Source organism: Natronorubrum marinum, from assembly GCF_052040125.1.
In the GTDB taxonomy this organism is placed as follows: domain Archaea; phylum Halobacteriota; class Halobacteria; order Halobacteriales; family Natrialbaceae; genus Natronorubrum.
This window is the reverse complement of record NZ_JBPPFV010000002.1, coordinates 767,673-785,103: the sequence shown is the minus strand read 5'-3', so window position 1 is coordinate 785,103 and position 17,431 is coordinate 767,673. Positions and strand designations below refer to the sequence as shown.

Sequence of the window (17,431 nt, the reverse complement as noted above, 5' to 3'; positions counted from 1 at the left end):
CTTACCACCTCATCGTCGTCGGAACCGTGACGTCGACGTCACGGAAGTTGCGGTACAGCACCAGGATGATCCCGAGTCCGACGGCGACCTCCGCGGCGGCCAGCGCCATCGTAAACAGCGCGAAGACCTGCCCCGTGAGGTTGCCGTGGTAGAACGCGAACGCGATCAGGTTGATGTTCGCCGCGTTCAGCATCAGCTCGACGGACATCAGGAACAGCAGTGCGTTACGACGCGTCAACACGCCGAATAGCCCGATACAGAACAGGGCCATCGACAGGAGGACGTAGTACTCGACCCCGACCGTCATCGGTCGTCACCTCCAGCCGACGCCGCGTCCCCGTCGGCCGCGTCGTCCTCGGAACCCGAGCTTTCGGCGGCCGGACCGCCGTCCGTCGCCGTCGGCCCGGTCGAACCGAAGCCGCTCGAGTCGCCGGAACCGGTTCCGGGTGCGGCGTCGCTTGGGCCCGTACTCCCGAGCGCCGAAACGGGTTCGCCCGCCTCCTCGCGTTTCGCGAGGACGAGCGAGGCGTCGAGGGCTGCATCGAGCGTGAGCGCGATCAGCAGGAACGCGGCGAGGAACGGTTCGGTACCCGTCACGCCGTCTGACTCCTGGAGCGTCGCGAAATCGAGCAGCGCGTAGCCGATCGCGGCGGTGATCGACTCCACCTCGAAGCCGCCGTCCGCCATCGGCTGGAACGACGTGTTGACGACGATCAGCGCCATCAGACCGAACAGCGCGACGGCCAACAGTCCGGGAGCGAGCGAACGCCCGAGTCTGAGTTTCGGGCCGGTCGTCATGCCTGTACCACCTCGTCGGACGCTTCATCGTCGGTCTGAGTGAGCATCACGGCGAACGTGATGAGCACCAACACCCCGCCGACGTAGACGAGGACCTGCATCATGGCGACGAACTCCGCCGCCAGCATCACGAAGTGTACCGCGATGCTCGTCAGCGCCACGCCGAGCATGAGCGCCGAGTGCCACGGATCCTGTAAGAGGACCACAGCCAGCGCGCTGGCGAGCGTCACGACCGCAAACGCCACGAACGCAATCGTTTCCAACATTGTTACTGGTAATCGACATCCCCCTCTCCCTCGCCGATCCACGCGCTCCGGTCGGGTTCGCGTGACTCGAGCGGGTCGATATCCTTGTACCACGGTACGGCTTTCAGCTGCTCTTTGTTGTAGACGAAGTCGTGTTTCGTATCCGCCGTGAACTCGAAGTTCTGCGTGAGTAGGATGGCGTCGACCGGGCAGACCTCCTCACAGAGCCGGCAGTAGATACATTGGCCGATGTGGAGGTTGTACTGTTCGCCGTTGCGCTGGTCGTCCATCACGATCTGAATCGTATCGTTCGGACAGACGTTCTCACACTGGCGACACCAGATACAGCGCTCCTGGCTGAACTTGTGGACGCCCCGAAAGCGTGGGGAAACGTCCGGAGCTGTCTCGGGGTACTCGACCGTGAAGGTCGACCCGTCCAGTGCGTGTTTCATCGTCGTCGCCATCGATTTGAGTAACCCGATCATGCTATCAGCCCCACAATTACCGCGGTGAGTACGAGATTCGCAAAGGAGAGGACGAGCAGTCCCTTCCAGCCGATCTCGATCAGTTGGTCGATCCTGACCCGGGGCACCGCGGATCGAAGCCACTGCGTCAGGAAGAAAATACCCCAGATCTTGATAATGAACCAGACGATGCCGAGTTCGGCCGGCCCTGGTCCGGCGGGACCGCCGAGGAAGATCGTCGCGATGATCGCCCCGCCGAGGAAGATGTGGAGGAACTCCCCGAGGTAGATCAGGACGAAGTAGACCGAGGAGTACTCGGTCTGGTAGCCGGCGACGATCTCGGTCGGCGCTTCGGGCGTGTCGAAGGGATTCCGACCGACCTCCGCGAAGTTCGCCACCAGGAAGAGGACGAACGCGAACGGGTTGACGAGCGCGTACCACGCCGGAATCGAGACGAGGCCGAGATCGATCAGGGTCTGTCCCTGCGCCTCGACGATCGTACTCATCTGCAAGGAGCCGGCGAAAATGACGACCGACATCCCCGTGACGACCAGCGGAATCTCGTAGGCGACGTTCTGTGCCACCGCCCGCAGGCCACCGAGCATCGAGTACTTGTTCGACGACGCGTAGCCGGCCATCACCAGACCGATACTCGCGATGCCGGCCACCGCGAAGACGTACGCCAGTCCGACCTCGGGATCAGCGAGGTGGATCCCGCTGCCCATCGGAATCACGGCGAAGCCAAGCAGGGCAGAGGAGGCGACGACGATCGGCGCGAGGTCGTAGGCCGGCCGATCGGCGTTCTCGGGGATAATCAGTTCCTTCGAGAGCAGTCGCACGGCGTCGGCGACGATGATCAGGATGCCGGCCGGTCCGAGCCGGTTGACCGCGATCCGGTCGGTGAAGGCGGCGGTGATCTTTCGTTTCGCCCACGGGCCGGCGACGCCGGTCATCGCGAGCATCAGGTTGCCGATGAGGAAGGCTCCGAGGAAGATGGCGAGCAGTTCGCCGCCGGTTCCGTACCCGTCGAGCCCCGTCAGCTCTCCGATCCGTTCGGGGAGCAGAATGGTATCGTCGTTCTGGAGCGGCGTCCGTGTGATTGCGCCGGCCATAGTTACCGATCCACCTCCCCGAGAACGATGTCGAGACTGCCGAGCGAGGCGATCAGATCGGGGATGTACTCCCCTTGGGTCATCTCACCGAGCGCCGAGAGGTTGTGATAACATGGGCTGCGGATCTTGAACCGACCCGGTTTGTCGGTGCCGTCGGATCGGATGTAGATGCCGAGTTCGCCCTTCGCACCCTCGACCGCGCGGTAGACTTCCGTATCCGCGTCCGGCTTCAGCGTCCGCGGGACGTTGGCCTGGATCTCTCGCTCGTCTTCGGGCCAGTCCTCTATCAGGTCGAGACACTGCTCGATGATCTTCGCGGACTCCTCGACCTCCCGCATCCGACAGAGGACGCGGCTGTAGTTGTCACAGCCGTCGTCGGTGATGACGTCCCAGTCGAGTTCGGGGTAGTAGCCGTAGGGGTCGTCGCGTCGAATGTCGTAGTCGACGCCCGAACCGCGGGCGACGGGCCCGGTACAGCCGTAGTCCTTGGCGACCTCGGGTTCTAAGATTCCGGTGTCGATACACCGGACCTGGAAGATCTCGTTCGAGGTGACCATGTCGTTGTACTCGTCGACCTTCGCCGGGAGTTCGTCGAGGAAGTCCCGCGTCTTTGCGATGAACTCTTCGCGGGGTTCGGGCAGGTCCCAGGCGACCCCGCCGAGGCGGAAGTAGTTGAACATCAGCCGCTGGCCGGTGAGGTCCTCGAGAATATCCTGGACGACCTCGCGGTCGCGGAACGCGTACTGGAAGACGGCGGTGAAGTCGCCGTAAACGTCCAGACAGAAGGTTCCGAGCGCGAGCATGTGGGAGGCGATCCGGCACAGTTCGGCGCCCATAGTTCGGATGATCTGGGCGTATTCGGGCACTTCGATATCCGCCAGATCCTCGGCCGCGCGGGCGTAGGCCCACTCGTTCAACAGCCCGGCCGAGACGTAGTCCCAGCGATCGGGGTAGGGCATGATCTGGTGGCGGTAGGTTCCCTGCTGGCACATCTGCTCCTCACAGCGGTGCAGGTAGCCGACGTCGGGATCGACGTCGACGACCGTCTCGCCGTCCAGGACGGTCTTGACGTGGAGCACGCCGTGGGTCGCCGGGTGGTGTGGACCGATGTTCAAGAACATCGTGTCCGACTCGGCGTCGTGGTGGTCCGGCTGAATCGGGTTGGCGTGTTCGGACAGGGTGACGAGCTGTGGCTTCTCCTGATCGTAATCCAGTGAGAGCGGGTGGCCCTGCCAGGTTTCGGGCAAGAGGATCCGTCGCGGATCCGGGTGGCCCTCGTAGTCGATTCCGACGAGGTCGAACGCCTCGCGCTCGTGCCAGTCCGCCGTCCGAAACACCGGCGCGGCGGACTCGCTGACGGGGTCGTCGGTCGTCGTCGGCACGACGATCGAGACCTCCTGGGTCGGATCGGCGTACTTCTTCATGTGGTAGATCGACTCGTACCGATCCTCGTACTGCTGTGCGGTGAGACAGGAGAGGTGATCGAATCCCGCCTCGTCGCGCAGATCCGAGAGCACGTCCTGAACGTCGTCCGGTCGGATGACGAACCCCGGCGCGTTCAGGTGGTCGTCACGTGCGAGCGCGCGGTCACCCAACAGCGCCTCGAGGTCGTCCTCGGTGGTCTCTATCGGTCGCGTTCGCTCGAGTCCCGAACTCATGGCGAATCAGCCCAGTTGTAGCGCATGACGAGGTCGTCCTCGTCGATCTCGCTCGCGAGTTTTTGGACGAGTTCGTCTTTCTCCAGGTCGCCGAACTGCTCGAGTTCGTAGGGTTTGACGACGACGGGCGAGGACTCGCCGTTGCGAATTCGCTCCTGGAGTTTGGCGACGCCGTAGACCAGTGCCTCCGGCCGCGGCGGGCAGCCGGGAACGTGGATGTCGATCGGGATGATCTCCTCGGCGCCCTTGACGACGTTGTACCCTTCCTGGAACGGACCGCCGGAGATCGTACACGAGCCCATTCCGACGACGAACTTGGGTTCGGGCATCTGATCGTAGACGCGCTTCATGCGGGGGCCGAACTTCGAGACGATCGTTCCGGGGACGATCATCACGTCGGCCTGTCGCGGCGAAGCGCGGGGAACCCCGGCGCCGAAGCGATCGAGGTCGTGTTTGATCGCGTACGTGTGAATCATCTCGATGCTGCAACAGGCGATCCCGAACTGCAGCATGAACATCGAGTTCCCCCGCACCCAGTTCATGAACTTGTCGAACTTCGTGAGGATGAACGGCGTCGAACCGAACGCCTCCCGCAGTTTAGAGTTGAACCGGTCGTCGGGACCCTCGCCGATCCGCGAGTCGCGGGTGTCCGTCGACGGTGCGGTGCTGTCGTAGATCGATTGCCGTGGATTGTCACTACTCATTGTCGGTCAGAGTTGGACGCTGCTTGCGTTCGTGTTTGTGCCCATTGTACTGCACCGGTGCGCCACGCCCACGCGAGTCCAACCATGAGGATGGCGACGAACAGCAACATCGGGCCGAGCGCCTCGAGAAGCCCGTACTCCGGCGAGGCCAGCGCGTCCTGATAGACGACCGCCCACGGAAACAGAAGGACGGTCTCGATATCGAAGACCACGAACAGAAGCGCGACCATGTAGTACTGAATGTTAAAGCGGATGCGCGTTCCGCCGGTCGGGACCTCGCCACTCTCGTAGGTGGCACGTTTACTCGTTTCGGGAACCGACGGCCGAATGAGGTAGGACACCACCATCATAGCGAGTGGTATCGACAACCCCACGACTGCCAGCATCCCGATAGCGATCCAGTCGTTCATCTCCGTAACGTTCGGAGATTCATACCCCACGCATATAAGGGTTGATTGTTCGTTTTTCGGCCGCAGACGGGCCATACCGGCGACTTCCGCGGTAACGAACCGTCTCGAATAATCACTGTAAACTATATACGTACATTTCAGGACCGGTCGAACGGGTATCCCAGGATTACTCGAACGAGAAAAACGCAAGAAGGGACCGGGATAGACTGATCGAGGACCGCGCTCCGCGGCAACAGCAATCGAACGAATGATCAGTTTTCGAGAGTGTACGCTTCGCTGCCCGGTCGGTTGTTCGAATACGAGTCTTGGGTGAAATTTACCGGTTCGAAAAGTCGACCGTCCCTTCGTCGTGCAGCGCTCGAGAGACCGTCCCAACCCCCTCGCGGAGCCCCTCGTGGTAGGCGACGAGTCGGTCGCGAACCTCGTCGTGCTGGCGCGCCAGAATCTGGGCTGCCGAGAGCGCCGCGTTGAACGATTTCCCCGCGTCGACCGCCAGGAGCGGCGCGCCGGTGGGCATTCCGATGACGCTGTCGACGGACTTCTCCTGGACGGGGACGCCAATCACGGGCAGCGGATAGGCGACCGAAGCGGTCATGTTCGGCAGGTCAGCGGACTTCCCGCCCGCGCCGGCGATGATCACCTCGAGGCCGCGATCCTCGGCCGTCTCGGCGTAAGCCGTCATTAAGTCGGGCGTACGGTGGGCTGAGGTGACGTACGTCTCGAAGGTAAAGCGCTTCTCGGGCGGGTTCTCGAAGTCGGTCTGCTCGCCGAAGCCGAGTTCGTCGACGAACGCGTCGTACGCGCCGGGGCGTTTCCCGCCGGTCATCATGACCTCGAGATCCGAGTCGCTCCCCATGACGATGCCCACGTCGGGCGTCTCCTCGGTCGGACGGTCCTGTTCGGCCTCGCGGTGTAACCGGTCGATTAGCTCGGCAACGCTGTCGCTCATGAATGTCAGTGGTCGGCCGGAGGACTTCAAACCGCCGAGACGTCACGGCGCGCCGGTGGTACTCACTCCGCGTGGAACGCCACTACGTGGCGCTCACTCCGAACGGAACGTCATCGCGTCCTCGAGAACTCGAGCGGTCTCGAGCAGTTCCTCGACGTCGGCGCTCTCGTCGCGTCCGGAGACCGTCACGTGCCCCATCTTTCGCCCCGGACGGGCCTGGCGCTTGCCGTACCAGTGGAGGTTCGCGCCGGGGGTCTCGAGCACCTGATCGAGGTTGTGTAGTTCCGCGTCCTGATTCTCCTCGACGTCGGCCAGCAAGTTCGCGAGCGCGGTCGGCGAGCGGAGTTCGGTCGAGCCCAGCGGCCAGCCGAGGACGGCCCGCGCGTGCTGTTCGAACTGCGAACTGTGTGCGCCCTCGATGGTCCAGTGGCCCGAATTGTGCGGGCGCGGGGCGATTTCGTTGAGCAAAATCTCCCCATCGCTCGTCTCGAAGAGTTCGATGCCGTACACGCCGCGCCCGTCCATGACCTCGAGCACGTCCCGCGCGACCTCGTAGGCTCGTTCAGTCGCTGCCTCGCTCGAGCGCGCAGGAACGACCGTCTCCCGCAGGATCTCGTCGACGTGGATGTTCTCCCCGAGCGGGAAGGTCGCGACCTCGTCGTCTCCCTTGACGGCGATCACCGAAACCTCCCGTTCGAACTCGACGAAGGCTTCGACCATCGCGGGGCCGGCGACCGACTCGAGAGCATCCTCGGCGTCGGCTTTCGATTCGACGGGGACGTTCCCCCGGCCGTCGTAGCCGCCCGTCCGGGCCTTGAGCATCACCGGCGCGCCGTAGTCGTCGATGGCGTCGCGGATATCGTCGGCGTCCTCGACCGCGCGGAACGGCGGGACGGGGATGCCAGCGTCCTCGAGTTCCCGTTTCTGGACGAGTTTGTCGTGGATCGTCCGCAGCGTCGACGGCTTCGGGTGGACCGGCGTTCCCGAGTCTTCGCTGACGCGCTCCAAGACGTCCTGATCGGCGAGTTCGATCTCGAACGTGAGCACGTCCGCGCGCGCGGCGAGTTCGCGGATTCCAGCCTCGTCGTCGAAGTCCGCGACGATCTGGTCCCGAACGACGGGCGCGGCCGGGCAGTCAGGCGTCGGATCGAGCACGACGACCTCGACGCCGAGCGGCGATGCCGCCTCGGCGAGCATCCGTCCGAGCTGTCCCCCGCCGACGACGCCGAGCGTCGGGCCTGGCGTCCGTAGCGTTGTCATTGCGCGGTCGTTGACGGTGACCGTGCTTAAGAATTAGTGATTCGGGTTCTGCTTCGATACGGACTCGACCTGGATCCGACATCGAGAGGTTTCGGACGTGTCGTCGGTAACCGTCGCTACCGCGCTCGATCGTCGAGTGCCGGAGCAAAGAAACGAGATTTGGCCGGTCGGTGTTTCAGTTCAACAGCTACAGGAAAACGGCGCACTCGTCGTGGTCGTAACGGTGACCGTCGTCGTGGTCGTAATCGTATCGTCGGCTCGGATCGGTACGAGTTCACGAATGTCGAATTCCGAATCGAATTTGGCTTTCGTCGCTTCGAAACCGCCAATCGTATTCTGAACTGTGGACATAGCCAACAAATAATTCGAGAACATAGGTATTAAATCTTTTTACTAGGTTAAAGAATATTGAATTTCGATACAACCGTAACCGGAGAGCGGTATGCTGAGTCAGTCGACCGTCCCGGTAGTGGTCGTCGTGGTAACGGTCGTCCACGTCGTCAGTTGGACGGCCGGATTCGAATCCGTCTCCGGTTCGAACGCCGAGTCGAACTGATTTTTGAGTGTTGCTGGTCCACTGGTCACGTCTACATCAGGGTTTGAAACTGACATAACCAGATAGAAAATATATGTGGAACGGCTTAAATCATTCTATCAGAAAGTGGAATAACAGGGGGCCATAGGTGTGTCGATCCGTCGTACCGAGTGGTGACACTCGTCTTACCACCCCAACGGTCTTTGGCGAATTTAATTACACTACCAAGTATTAAATATTCGGCCACATTGGGGTTTGATATATGAACGGCGAAGCAGAAGTCTCGGATCGGTATCCGCGAGGCGAATCCGTCTCCCACGGCCGGTCCGAGACGGTCGTGTCGGTCGACGGGTTGACGAAATCGTACGGAACCGGCTCGGATACCGTTACCGCGGTAGAACAACTCTCGTTCGAGATCGAAGCGGGAACTGTCGTCGGTCTGCTCGGCCCCAACGGAGCCGGGAAGACGACGACCATCAAGATGCTTCTGGGCCTAATCAAACCCAGTGACGGCGTCGCTCGGCTCTGTGGCACCGATGTCGAAAGATCACCCGAGACGGTCTATCGGTCGGTGGCAGCGATGCTCGAGGGAGCGCGAAACATCTACTGGCGACTGACTGTCCGCGAGAATGTGCGGTTTTTCGCCCGTCTCGGAGACGAACCGGCTGACCCGGACCGGGTCGGTCGGATAATTTCGCAGGTCGGACTCGAAGCGAAAGCCGACACTCCGGTAAACGAACTCTCGCGGGGAATGAAACAAAAGGCGTCGCTGGCGTGTACGCTCGTCCGGGAAACGCCAGTCGTGTTTCTCGACGAACCGACGCTCGGCCTCGACGTCGAGAGTTCGTTGGAGTTACGTCGCGAGCTTCGGCAACTGGTCACTCGCGACGGGCGAACAGTACTCCTCTCGAGTCACGATATGCAAGTAATAGAAGCGGTCTGTGATCGCGTGATCATTCTGAACGAAGGTGAGATACTCGCCAATGACACTGTCGACAATCTCCTCGACGTATTTCACACCCAGACGTTTCGTATCACCGTTCGGGGCCGACTGTCCCCCGACGTACGGGCTGAACTGACCGAACGGTTCGGTGCCACTCGGTGGACCGAGCACGGCGACCGACACCGTTTCGAGACGACCGGCGTGCGAGGAAACGAGTTCTACGCGCTGATGGACGTTCTTCGGGAGTCGTCGACGACGTTCGTGTCCGTCGATACCGTCGAACCGGACCTCGAAGAGATTTTCCTGCACATTATCGACGACGGGGAGGTGTAATCGGATGTCCGGTCACCGGAGACTGCTGGTCGCGGTATTCGAAAAGCAGTTCATCCTGCTCAAGCGCTACTGGCTCAACACGGTCCTGATGCTCTTTGGTGTGTACATCATGTTTGCAATGGTCTTTTTCGGCGGACAAACGGTCGGCGGTAACAGCGTCGATAGCGCCCTCGATACCATCGTCATCGGATTCTTCCTGTTTCTGGCCGCGAGTGCTGCGTACTTCGACGTCGCGCGGAGCATCATGCAGGAAGCGCAGTGGGGAACGCTCGAGCAGTTGTACATGTCTCCGTTTGGCATCGGTCGCGTACTCGGAGTCAAGACGGTCTTCAACATCGTCGTCAGCACCGGGCTGGCGATCGGGTTGCTGGGACTGATGCTCGTGACCACCGGCCGGTCGCTCACGGTCGACGTCGTCACGATCGTTCCCCTGCTCGTCATGACGATCCTTCCGGCAGTCGGAATCGGCTACTTCATCGCCGGACTCTCCTTGCTGTACAAGCGAATCGAGAACGTCCAGCAGTTGCTCCAATTCGGTTTCGTGGGGCTTATCGCGGCCCCTGGTGTGGTTCAAGGACCGATTCTGGCCCTCCTTCCGTTGAGTTTCGGAAGCGACCTGTTGATGCGAGCGATGACGGACGGGACACGACTGTGGGAGTTTTCGCCGCTCGAGTTGACGGCTCTCGTGGCGAGTAGCGTCGGGTATCTCGTCGTTGGATACGTTGTTTTCGGTCGATTCGTCGAGCGAACCCGCGAGCGCGGCATCATGGGCCACTACTGATGTCCCGGCGTACTCTCACAACTGGTATGTCGTCGCGTCCCCGTTTACGGCTCTAACCGCGCCAAGACTGAGGGGACAGGAGGATTAGGATCGATCGAATTCGGGCTCGCGGCCGGCGTCTTCGTCGGTCCGGATCGCGGTATTGTCGTTCGAGTGCGACGGCTCGGTGTCGAGGATCGTCTCGACCCGTCGCTCGAACTCCGCTTCGGTGAGTGCACCGCGTACATATCGGTCTCTGAGGGTCTCGAGTGAACCGGTCGCGTTTCGCCCGGTTGACGCACTCGATTCGGATTCCGAGCGAGACCTGTCCGCGAGCCGTCCCGCGACCACGAACGAGACGCTGAGACTCGATACGAGCGTGAGCGCGAGCGCTGCGGCCAGAATCGAACCCAGGAGTGCAAACAAGAGGACGATCGGAATGCCGAGGGCGGCGGCGAAGAGTCCGGTTTCGGTTCCCCTGTTCATCACCTTACGTTAGGTAATCTCTGGTGAAAAATTTGACGGTCGCCCCCCAATCGTCACGAATCGAACGCGGTGACGGGAACGAAACCCGGGAAAGGCCACCTGCGTACACCACGTGATCCGCCAAGTCGACTCCATAGGCACTTAAATTACGTGAAGTAGGACAGTATTTCCATTTCCTCAGACAATATATAAGATACATACTAATTGGAAAAATAATATGATCGGCGAGAGATCATCGTAACACTATGAGCGAGATATTCAGCGAAACGGAGCAACGGCGAATCGCAGCACAGTCTCGAACCCTCCTCGAACGGCTCTCTGAGCCGGATGCGTTCGAGTACGCTATCGACGACGCCACGGCCGACGAGCTCGTCGAAGCGTGGCGAGAGCAGTATCCGGACGAGGAATCGTTTCACCGTCGGATCGACCGCGGGGAGTTCTCGCGGGACGATCTACGGCGAGCGGCGTGCGTCGATACGCTGGCCGAAGGCGAGGAGATACCCGCCTGGGTCGATCGATTGGATGCGCTCGCAACGGCAATCGAGTCGCGCTCCCCGGACGAATTCCCGGAGAACTTGATTCCGAATCCGGAGCAGTGGGTTCACAACGAGCGAGAGAAGCCGTTCGGTTCGCTGTCGGCAGCCGTTGCGGAGTACGCCCGGAATCAACTCGACGACGTCGCTCTCGAGGTGCTGTCCGACGACACGATCGGGATCATGCAGGAGTGGTTTCGGGTTCGATTCGAGACGCGATTTTCACGGATACTGTACGTCGAATTCAAGACCTATGTCGCCGCACACGATCGAGCGTTGGCTCACGCGGACCCCGACGAGTTCTCGGAGCTACCGACGGCGTACTACGATCAGTTTATCGAGGCGCTCTTTTCGGGTGCGTTCCCGTCTCTCTGTTCGGAATATCCAGTCTTCGCTAGACTCCTCACGACCCAGATCAGACAGTGGTATGAGCATCTCGAAGAGTTCAGTCGCCGCCTGCAATCCGACCGCGAACTGCTCGCGGAGCGCTTTACCGAGGACGGCGATCTCGGCGACGTCGTCGAAATCTACTCCCTCGCGGACGACACGCACGGCGACGGGCGTGCGATAATGCGCGTGGAGTTCGAGTCCGGTGTTACAGTCGCCTACAAACCTCGAAGCGTCGGGGCCGGTGCGACGTTCTACGACGTCCTCGACGATCTCGACGAGTACTTACCGGTTACGGTGGGTATCGATCCGACGTACGTGTGTCGGGACGGATACGGGTGGATGGAGTGGATCGAACGACGCGACTGTCGAACCGAACGCGATGTCGAACGCTACTACCGCCGAGCCGGTGCTCTCAGTTGCCTCGCGTACGTCCTCGAGTTTACCGACTGTCATCTCGAGAATCTGGTTAGTGCGGGCTCGACTCCCGCACTCGTCGACGCAGAGACGATTTTCCACCCGTATATCGGGCCCGACCGCTCCCCGATGCCGACCGGCGTTCAGCGGTTCGTCCGGAACAACGTTCTGTTGAGCCTCTTGTTGCCGTACGAGATCGGTGGTTCGATCACCGAACTCGGTGGCGGAGATACGTCCGCACTGATGGCCGGGATCGGTATCTCCGACGACGACGCGACGTTAACCCACGTCAGTTCGCCCTATCTCGAGGCCGTCAACACCGACGTGATGACGGTCGAACGCGAGCATCCGGCCATCGACCGGAGCGATAACGTGCCGAAGGTTGACGGCCGTGGACGGCCGCCTGACGAGTACGTGACGGCGGTCACCACCGGGTTCGAAGAGACGTACAGATCGGTACTCGAGTTGCGAGATTCCGGGACGCTGTTCGACGAGATCGGACTGTTCGATCGGTTCTCGGCGGTCGAAAACAGAATCGTGTACAGACCGACGCAGGTGTACGCGACCCTCCTACGGAAGATGTGTTCGCGAGCCTCGCTCAGTGACGGGTTCCGGTTCGGTGTGGCGATGGAAGAGTTGGCGGTTCCGTTCTGCGACGGGACCGTTTCGGGCGACGTTCCGTGGGAACTCTACGATTCCGAGCGAGTCGAACTACGACGACTGGATCCGCCTCGATTCACGTCCGAAACCGATCGAACGAGGATCGACTTCGGCGGTGACGCGACGGGAGTCGACGCCGGAGCGTCCGGGATCAGCCGAAGCCGAGACCGGATCGAATCGGCTTCGGTCGCGGACATGAATACGCAACTCGAGTTGATCCGAGGAGCGCTCGGGGCGAAACCGGATCCCTCGCCGGATCTCGGCGGAGCCGTTCGATCCGACGAACCGTCGGTTGACGAGACGTCGTTTCGATCCGAAGCGGCGGCGCTATTCGAGCGGATTCGTCGACTCGGCTCGTCGCGGGGAAGCGAGGAACTGAACTGGACGTGGATAGAGTCGATCGACACGACCGATCGACTGACGATTCATCCGTTCGACGAGACGCTGCACGTCGGGACCGGTGGCGTCGCACTTCTGTCTGCCAGTCTGTACCAACTTACCGACGAGGAGCGGTACGCGACCGTCGCGCGGGACGTGACCGAACCGACCCTTCGTTCGGTCCGATCCGCTCAGGTCACGCCGTCGATGTCGAAACACGGTGGAGTGACCGGTATCGGATCCGTGATCTACGGAATCGCGACGGTCGGTGCGATGCTCGACGACGAAGCGATGCTCCGAACGGGTGTTCGGGCCGCCCGGTCGATACGGACGGACGCGTTCGGCCCCGATACACAGTACGATGTCTCCGGAGGTGCGGCGGGAACCATCCTCGGCCTCCTCGCGCTCGACGAGCGGTACGAATCCGACGAACTCGTGTCGATTGCGACTGAGTGTGGCGACGAGTTGCTCGCCAACCGATCCGAATCCGCGGGCGGATACCGCGTGTGGAACACGATCGATGAGTGTCCGCCCTTGACCGGATTTCTACACGGCGCCAGCGGAATCGCGTACTCGCTTACCCGGTTGTACGAAGCGACCGGCGACGAGGCCTATCTGTCCGCGGCGATAGAAGCCGTCGAGTTCGAGACACGGCAGTACTCTGAAAGAGCCTCGAACTGGCGGGATCGTCGACCCTGGGCTGACGAGGAGTTCACCGATCGGTGGAGTTACGGCCGCACCGGAATCGGTCTTTCGCGACTCGGGATGCGGGCGGCGGTCGATCACGAACTCGTTGAACGCGACCTTTCGCGAGCCCTCGACGGGATCGCCGCCGACGAGTTGTTACCGGTAGACGACCTCGCCGACGGGAACTGCGGTCGCGTCGAGTTTCTCAACGCCACCGCGAGACGGACCGAGCGTCGCGTGACGGCTCCGGAAACGGCGCTGGAGGGCTGTCTCGCCCGGAAAGCGTCGATCGGAGCCTTCCGCACGTCCGACGAACAGACCCATCTCGCTAATCCGTCGTTTCTCGGCGGGCTCGCGGGTATCTCGTACACGATGCTACGGGTCGTAGAGCCGAAGTCGCTCCCGTGTGTCCTTCTCTTCGAGTGAGTCCGTGAGCCGGTGACGCCGACATCGACCGGCGGACATCGATACGAAGGAGTCGACTGGCTTGCTCGCGTGTCGTCCGCGAAGAACGGTACCTCTTTTACTCACCCTCTCCACCGCTGGCATATGACCGCGCTCGGACTGGTGGTCGCGGAGTTCAACCGTCCGATCACCGAGCAGATGGAACAGGAGGCACTCGAGGCGGCCCAATCCGCGGGCGCTGAGGTGTACGAAACGGTCACCGTACCGGGCGTGTACGACGCGCCGCTGGCGGCTGACCGACTCGCCCGCCTCGAGGCCGTCGACGCCGTCGCCGTCATCGGGACCGTCATCACCGGCGATACGGATCACGATCAGGTGATCACGGACGCGGCCGCCCAGCGGCTCACCGACGTGAGCCTCGAGCGTGACACCCCGGTAACGCTCGGCGTGACGGGACCCGGTATGTCCGCCGCCGAGTCCCGCGAACGCGTCGAGAACGCGGCGAAAGCCGTCGACGGCGCGCTCGATCTCGTCGACGAACTCCCCGATCCCGATTCAGATTCAGACGTAGACCCAGACGTAACCCCAGATTCAGCGTAACGCAACTCAGCACAATGTCCATGGAATTCACCGACCGCCTGACCCGAGTCGAACCGTCCGCAACGCTTGCCATCTCCGCGCTGGCAACTAAACTCGAGAACGACGGCGCCGACGTCGTCGACCTGAGCGTCGGCGAACCCGACTTCCCGACGCCCCAGAACATCATCGACGCCGGCCAGGACGCGATGGACGCCGGCCATACCGGCTACACGACCTCCGCGGGGATCATCGACCTGCGCGAGGCCATTTCGGAAAAACTCGCCGACGACGGCCTCGATCACGGCCCCGAAGAGATCATCGTCACCCCCGGCGCGAAACAGGCCCTCTACGAGATCGTGCAGGCACTTATCCAGGACGGCGACGAGGTCGCCCTGCTCGATCCCGCGTGGGTCTCCTACGAGGCGATGGTCAAGATGGCCGGCGGCGACCTCACTCGCGTCGACCTCTCCGAGACCGACTTCCAGCTCGAGCCCGCACTCGACGACCTCGCGGACGCCGTCTCCGACGACACTGAACTGTTGATCGTCAACTCACCGTCGAACCCGACCGGCGCGGTCTACTCCGACGAAGCCCTCGAGGGCGTGCGCGACCTTGCCGTCGAACACGACATCACCGTCATCTCCGACGAGATCTACAAGGAGATTACCTACGGCGTCGAGCCGACGAGTCTGGGCACGCTAGAGGGGATGGCCGAGCGCACGATCACCGTCAACGGCTTCTCGAAGGCCTACTCGATGACCGGCTGGCGGCTGGGCTACTTCGCCGGTCCCGAGGAACTGATCGACCAGGCCGGCAAGCTCCACAGCCACTCGGTCTCCTCGGCCGTCAACTTCGTCCAGCACGCCGGCATCGAGGCACTCGAGAACACCGACGAAGCCGTCGCGGAGATGACCGAAGCGTTCGAGGAACGCCGCGAACTGGTCGTCGACCTGCTCGAAGACTACGACGTCGACGTCGCCGTACCGGACGGTGCGTTCTACATGATGCTGCCCGTCGCGGACGACGATCAGGCGTGGTGTGAGGGGGCGATTGAGGACGCCCACGTCGCCACCGTCCCCGGCAGCGCGTTCGGGACGCCCGGCTACGCGCGAATCTCTTACGCCGCGAGCGAGGAGCGACTCGAGGAAGGGATCGAGCGACTAGCCGAGGAAGGCTACCTGTAAGCGCCCGTCTCGCGCGACGAGACGGCCACGCCACGTCGTGTTGCCGTCCGTGACAGTGCGGAACTGCTGGTGGGCCTTTTATTTCTCTCCCGGTAGCCAGCAACCAGTGATGTCACGAGAGACGACTCGACGACGTATTCTACAGGTAACGGGCGGAACACTCGTCGTTGGAGCGACGGCTAACGCGATGAGTGCACAGGAAGACGACGAAGCCGTCGACGACGATTATAGTCCGCTCGAGGCCGACGGCGAAATCGACGAGTCGTGGCCGATCGAGGACCGAAGCGCTGTGACCGTCGAGGAGGAGATCGGAGACGTGGAGACGGGCGACGACGTCGTCGTCCCCGAGGAGTTCCTCCTCGACGGGAGCGTTATCGCCGGCGGTTCGGTCGTGCTCGAGCGAGACGCGGAAGTCGACGGCGCCGTCGACGCCGGCGAACACGTCCGACTCGAAGAGGACGCGGAAGCCGAGGACGTGGCCGCGGGCGGGCACGTCGTTCTCAGTCCCGACACGGAAGTCGACGGCGACCTCGAGGCCGGCGGCGACGTCTTGCTTCAGGAGGACGCTGAAGTCGGCGGGAACGTCGACGCCGACGGGGACGTCGTGCTCGAGGACGATGCCGAGGTCGACGGAGACGTCACCGGCCAGTCCGTCGACGTCGCCGATTCCGCGGAGGTCGACGGCGACGTGAACGAAACCGGATAGATATTCGAAGCCGACGGCTACGCGGAGTCCGAACGCGTGAATTCGTGCCGTCGGCGGTACTGAATCGACGTCCGATTCGGCGGCGAATTAGGCCACGTCTCCGCATCGCTCGGCTGGTGACGGTGGTTTCTCACGGCTATCGACTCGAGTCAGAACAGCGGGGCGACCACGATCCCGAACTCGTAGCTGTAGACGTGGTTGAGCAGCAGGTAGGTGACGACGCCGAGGACGAGGCTCAGAACCCACGAGGCGGCGGCGATCCGTCCGACTTTGGCGTGGGACGTCCCCCGAAGCTCCGCGGGCGTGTGCGTCAAGCCGAGGATCAACGCGTAGAGCACGACCGGGACGGCCACGATCGAGAGGAAGATGTGGATCGCCAGCATGAGCAGGTAGGCGTAGTAGACCGGGTCGGGACCGACGAACAGCTTCTCGCCGTCGCCGCCGCCGACGCGGGTCAGGTAGGTGACGAGAAAGAGGAGGATCAACACGAACGCGCTGATCATCGCCTTCCGGTGTTTCTCGACCTCGTCGACGCGGATCCAGTACCAGCCGGCGACGAGCAACACCGTCGTGGCCGCGTTGATGACGGCAATCGCGTGCGTGAGGAAGTTGACCTGTCCGAGCGTGAGGTCCGGATAGATCGGCAGGTCGAGCACGAACGTGCCGATGACGAGCGCGTAGCCGACGATCGACAGGACGATTGTGACACCCATCGGCCGCTCTCGGAGCCGTCGTTTCGCGTCGGCGGTTGCCATTATCGAAGGTTAGGATAGGGTCCGTATTTGTCTTGTTGTTCCGGGTCTACGGTAGTCCCGGAGGCCGGCGAACCCGTCTCGGC

Annotated in this window: 18 protein-coding genes; 6 read left to right on the top strand and 12 right to left on the bottom strand. The window is 62.2% G+C overall.

Annotation, left to right across the window (positions count from 1 at the left end):
* Position 1 precedes the first annotated feature (1 nt).
* The 10 genes from nuoK to ACSFC5_RS13465 form a co-directional block, all read right to left on the bottom strand.
* The gene (gene nuoK, locus ACSFC5_RS13510) at positions 2–307 is read right to left on the bottom strand and encodes an NADH-quinone oxidoreductase subunit NuoK (protein ID WP_440765772.1); all 306 of its coding nucleotides are present in this window, start codon (positions 305–307) and stop codon (positions 2–4) included.
* The gene (locus ACSFC5_RS13505) at positions 304–798 is read right to left on the bottom strand and encodes a hypothetical protein (protein WP_440765771.1); all 495 of its coding nucleotides are present in this window, start codon (positions 796–798) and stop codon (positions 304–306) included. The genes nuoK and ACSFC5_RS13505 overlap by 4 nt, the downstream gene beginning before the upstream one ends.
* Positions 795–1,064 carry an NADH-quinone oxidoreductase subunit J gene (locus tag ACSFC5_RS13500; protein ID WP_440765770.1) on the bottom strand — a complete coding sequence of 90 codons (270 nt, stop codon included), beginning with the start codon at positions 1,062–1,064 and terminating at the stop codon, positions 795–797. The genes ACSFC5_RS13505 and ACSFC5_RS13500 overlap by 4 nt, the downstream gene beginning before the upstream one ends.
* Before the next feature lie 2 nt (positions 1,065–1,066).
* On the bottom strand, positions 1,067–1,528 hold the full coding sequence (locus ACSFC5_RS13495; RefSeq protein ID WP_006089400.1) for a NuoI/complex I 23 kDa subunit family protein: 462 nt from the start codon (positions 1,526–1,528) through the stop codon (positions 1,067–1,069).
* Positions 1,525–2,619 (bottom strand): complex I subunit 1/NuoH family protein, encoded by a 1,095-nt coding sequence (locus ACSFC5_RS13490; protein WP_440765769.1) that lies wholly within the window; start codon positions 2,617–2,619, stop codon positions 1,525–1,527. Before ACSFC5_RS13490 ends, ACSFC5_RS13495 begins: the two co-directional genes overlap by 4 nt.
* A gap of 2 nt (positions 2,620–2,621) precedes the next feature.
* On the bottom strand, positions 2,622–4,277 hold the full coding sequence (locus ACSFC5_RS13485) for an NADH-quinone oxidoreductase subunit D (RefSeq protein ID WP_440765768.1): 1,656 nt from the start codon (positions 4,275–4,277) through the stop codon (positions 2,622–2,624).
* Positions 4,274–4,981, bottom strand: coding sequence for an NADH-quinone oxidoreductase subunit B (locus ACSFC5_RS13480; protein WP_006089403.1), 708 nt, complete (start codon positions 4,979–4,981; stop codon positions 4,274–4,276). Before ACSFC5_RS13480 ends, ACSFC5_RS13485 begins: the two co-directional genes overlap by 4 nt.
* Entirely contained in the window at positions 4,978–5,391 is a 414-nt protein-coding gene (locus ACSFC5_RS13475) for an NADH-quinone oxidoreductase subunit A (protein WP_440766306.1), read from the bottom strand. The genes ACSFC5_RS13480 and ACSFC5_RS13475 overlap by 4 nt, the downstream gene beginning before the upstream one ends.
* A gap of 316 nt (positions 5,392–5,707) precedes the next feature.
* Positions 5,708–6,340, bottom strand: a complete 633-nt coding sequence (locus tag ACSFC5_RS13470; RefSeq protein ID WP_440765767.1) for an AIR carboxylase family protein — start codon at positions 6,338–6,340, stop codon at positions 5,708–5,710.
* A 93-nt stretch (positions 6,341–6,433) separates the two neighbouring features.
* Positions 6,434–7,600, bottom strand: coding sequence for a 5-(carboxyamino)imidazole ribonucleotide synthase (locus ACSFC5_RS13465; protein ID WP_440765766.1), 1,167 nt, complete (start codon positions 7,598–7,600; stop codon positions 6,434–6,436).
* Between the two features lie 797 nt (positions 7,601–8,397).
* On the opposite strand from ACSFC5_RS13465, the gene ACSFC5_RS13460 reads away from it, so the two are divergent.
* Positions 8,398–9,411, top strand: coding sequence for an ABC transporter ATP-binding protein (locus tag ACSFC5_RS13460; RefSeq protein ID WP_440765765.1), 1,014 nt, complete (start codon positions 8,398–8,400; stop codon positions 9,409–9,411).
* A gap of 4 nt (positions 9,412–9,415) precedes the next feature.
* A complete protein-coding gene (locus ACSFC5_RS13455) occupies positions 9,416–10,192 on the top strand; it encodes an ABC transporter (RefSeq protein ID WP_440765764.1) in 777 nt (258 codons plus the stop codon).
* 84 nt (positions 10,193–10,276) lie between these two features.
* On the opposite strand, the gene ACSFC5_RS13450 is transcribed toward ACSFC5_RS13455, so the two are convergent.
* Positions 10,277–10,657, bottom strand: a complete 381-nt coding sequence (locus tag ACSFC5_RS13450) for an SHOCT domain-containing protein (protein ID WP_440765763.1) — start codon at positions 10,655–10,657, stop codon at positions 10,277–10,279.
* Between the two features lie 245 nt (positions 10,658–10,902).
* On the opposite strand from ACSFC5_RS13450, the gene ACSFC5_RS13445 reads away from it, so the two are divergent.
* From ACSFC5_RS13445 to ACSFC5_RS13430, 4 genes are all read left to right on the top strand, one after another.
* Entirely contained in the window at positions 10,903–14,145 is a 3,243-nt protein-coding gene (locus tag ACSFC5_RS13445; RefSeq protein WP_440765762.1) for a type 2 lanthipeptide synthetase LanM family protein, read from the top strand.
* Positions 14,146–14,268: 123 nt separating this feature from the next.
* Complete coding sequence (gene ribH / locus ACSFC5_RS13440) at positions 14,269–14,724, top strand: 6,7-dimethyl-8-ribityllumazine synthase (RefSeq protein ID WP_440765761.1); 456 nt, start codon at positions 14,269–14,271, stop codon at positions 14,722–14,724.
* Between the two features lie 14 nt (positions 14,725–14,738).
* Positions 14,739–15,887, top strand: a complete 1,149-nt coding sequence (locus ACSFC5_RS13435) for a pyridoxal phosphate-dependent aminotransferase (protein WP_440765760.1) — start codon at positions 14,739–14,741, stop codon at positions 15,885–15,887.
* Between the two features lie 187 nt (positions 15,888–16,074).
* Entirely contained in the window at positions 16,075–16,593 is a 519-nt protein-coding gene (locus ACSFC5_RS13430) for a polymer-forming cytoskeletal protein (RefSeq protein WP_440765759.1), read from the top strand.
* A gap of 149 nt (positions 16,594–16,742) precedes the next feature.
* On the opposite strand, the gene ACSFC5_RS13425 is transcribed toward ACSFC5_RS13430, so the two are convergent.
* Entirely contained in the window at positions 16,743–17,348 is a 606-nt protein-coding gene (locus ACSFC5_RS13425) for a DUF420 domain-containing protein (RefSeq protein WP_440765758.1), read from the bottom strand.
* Positions 17,349–17,431: the final 83 nt, after the last annotated feature.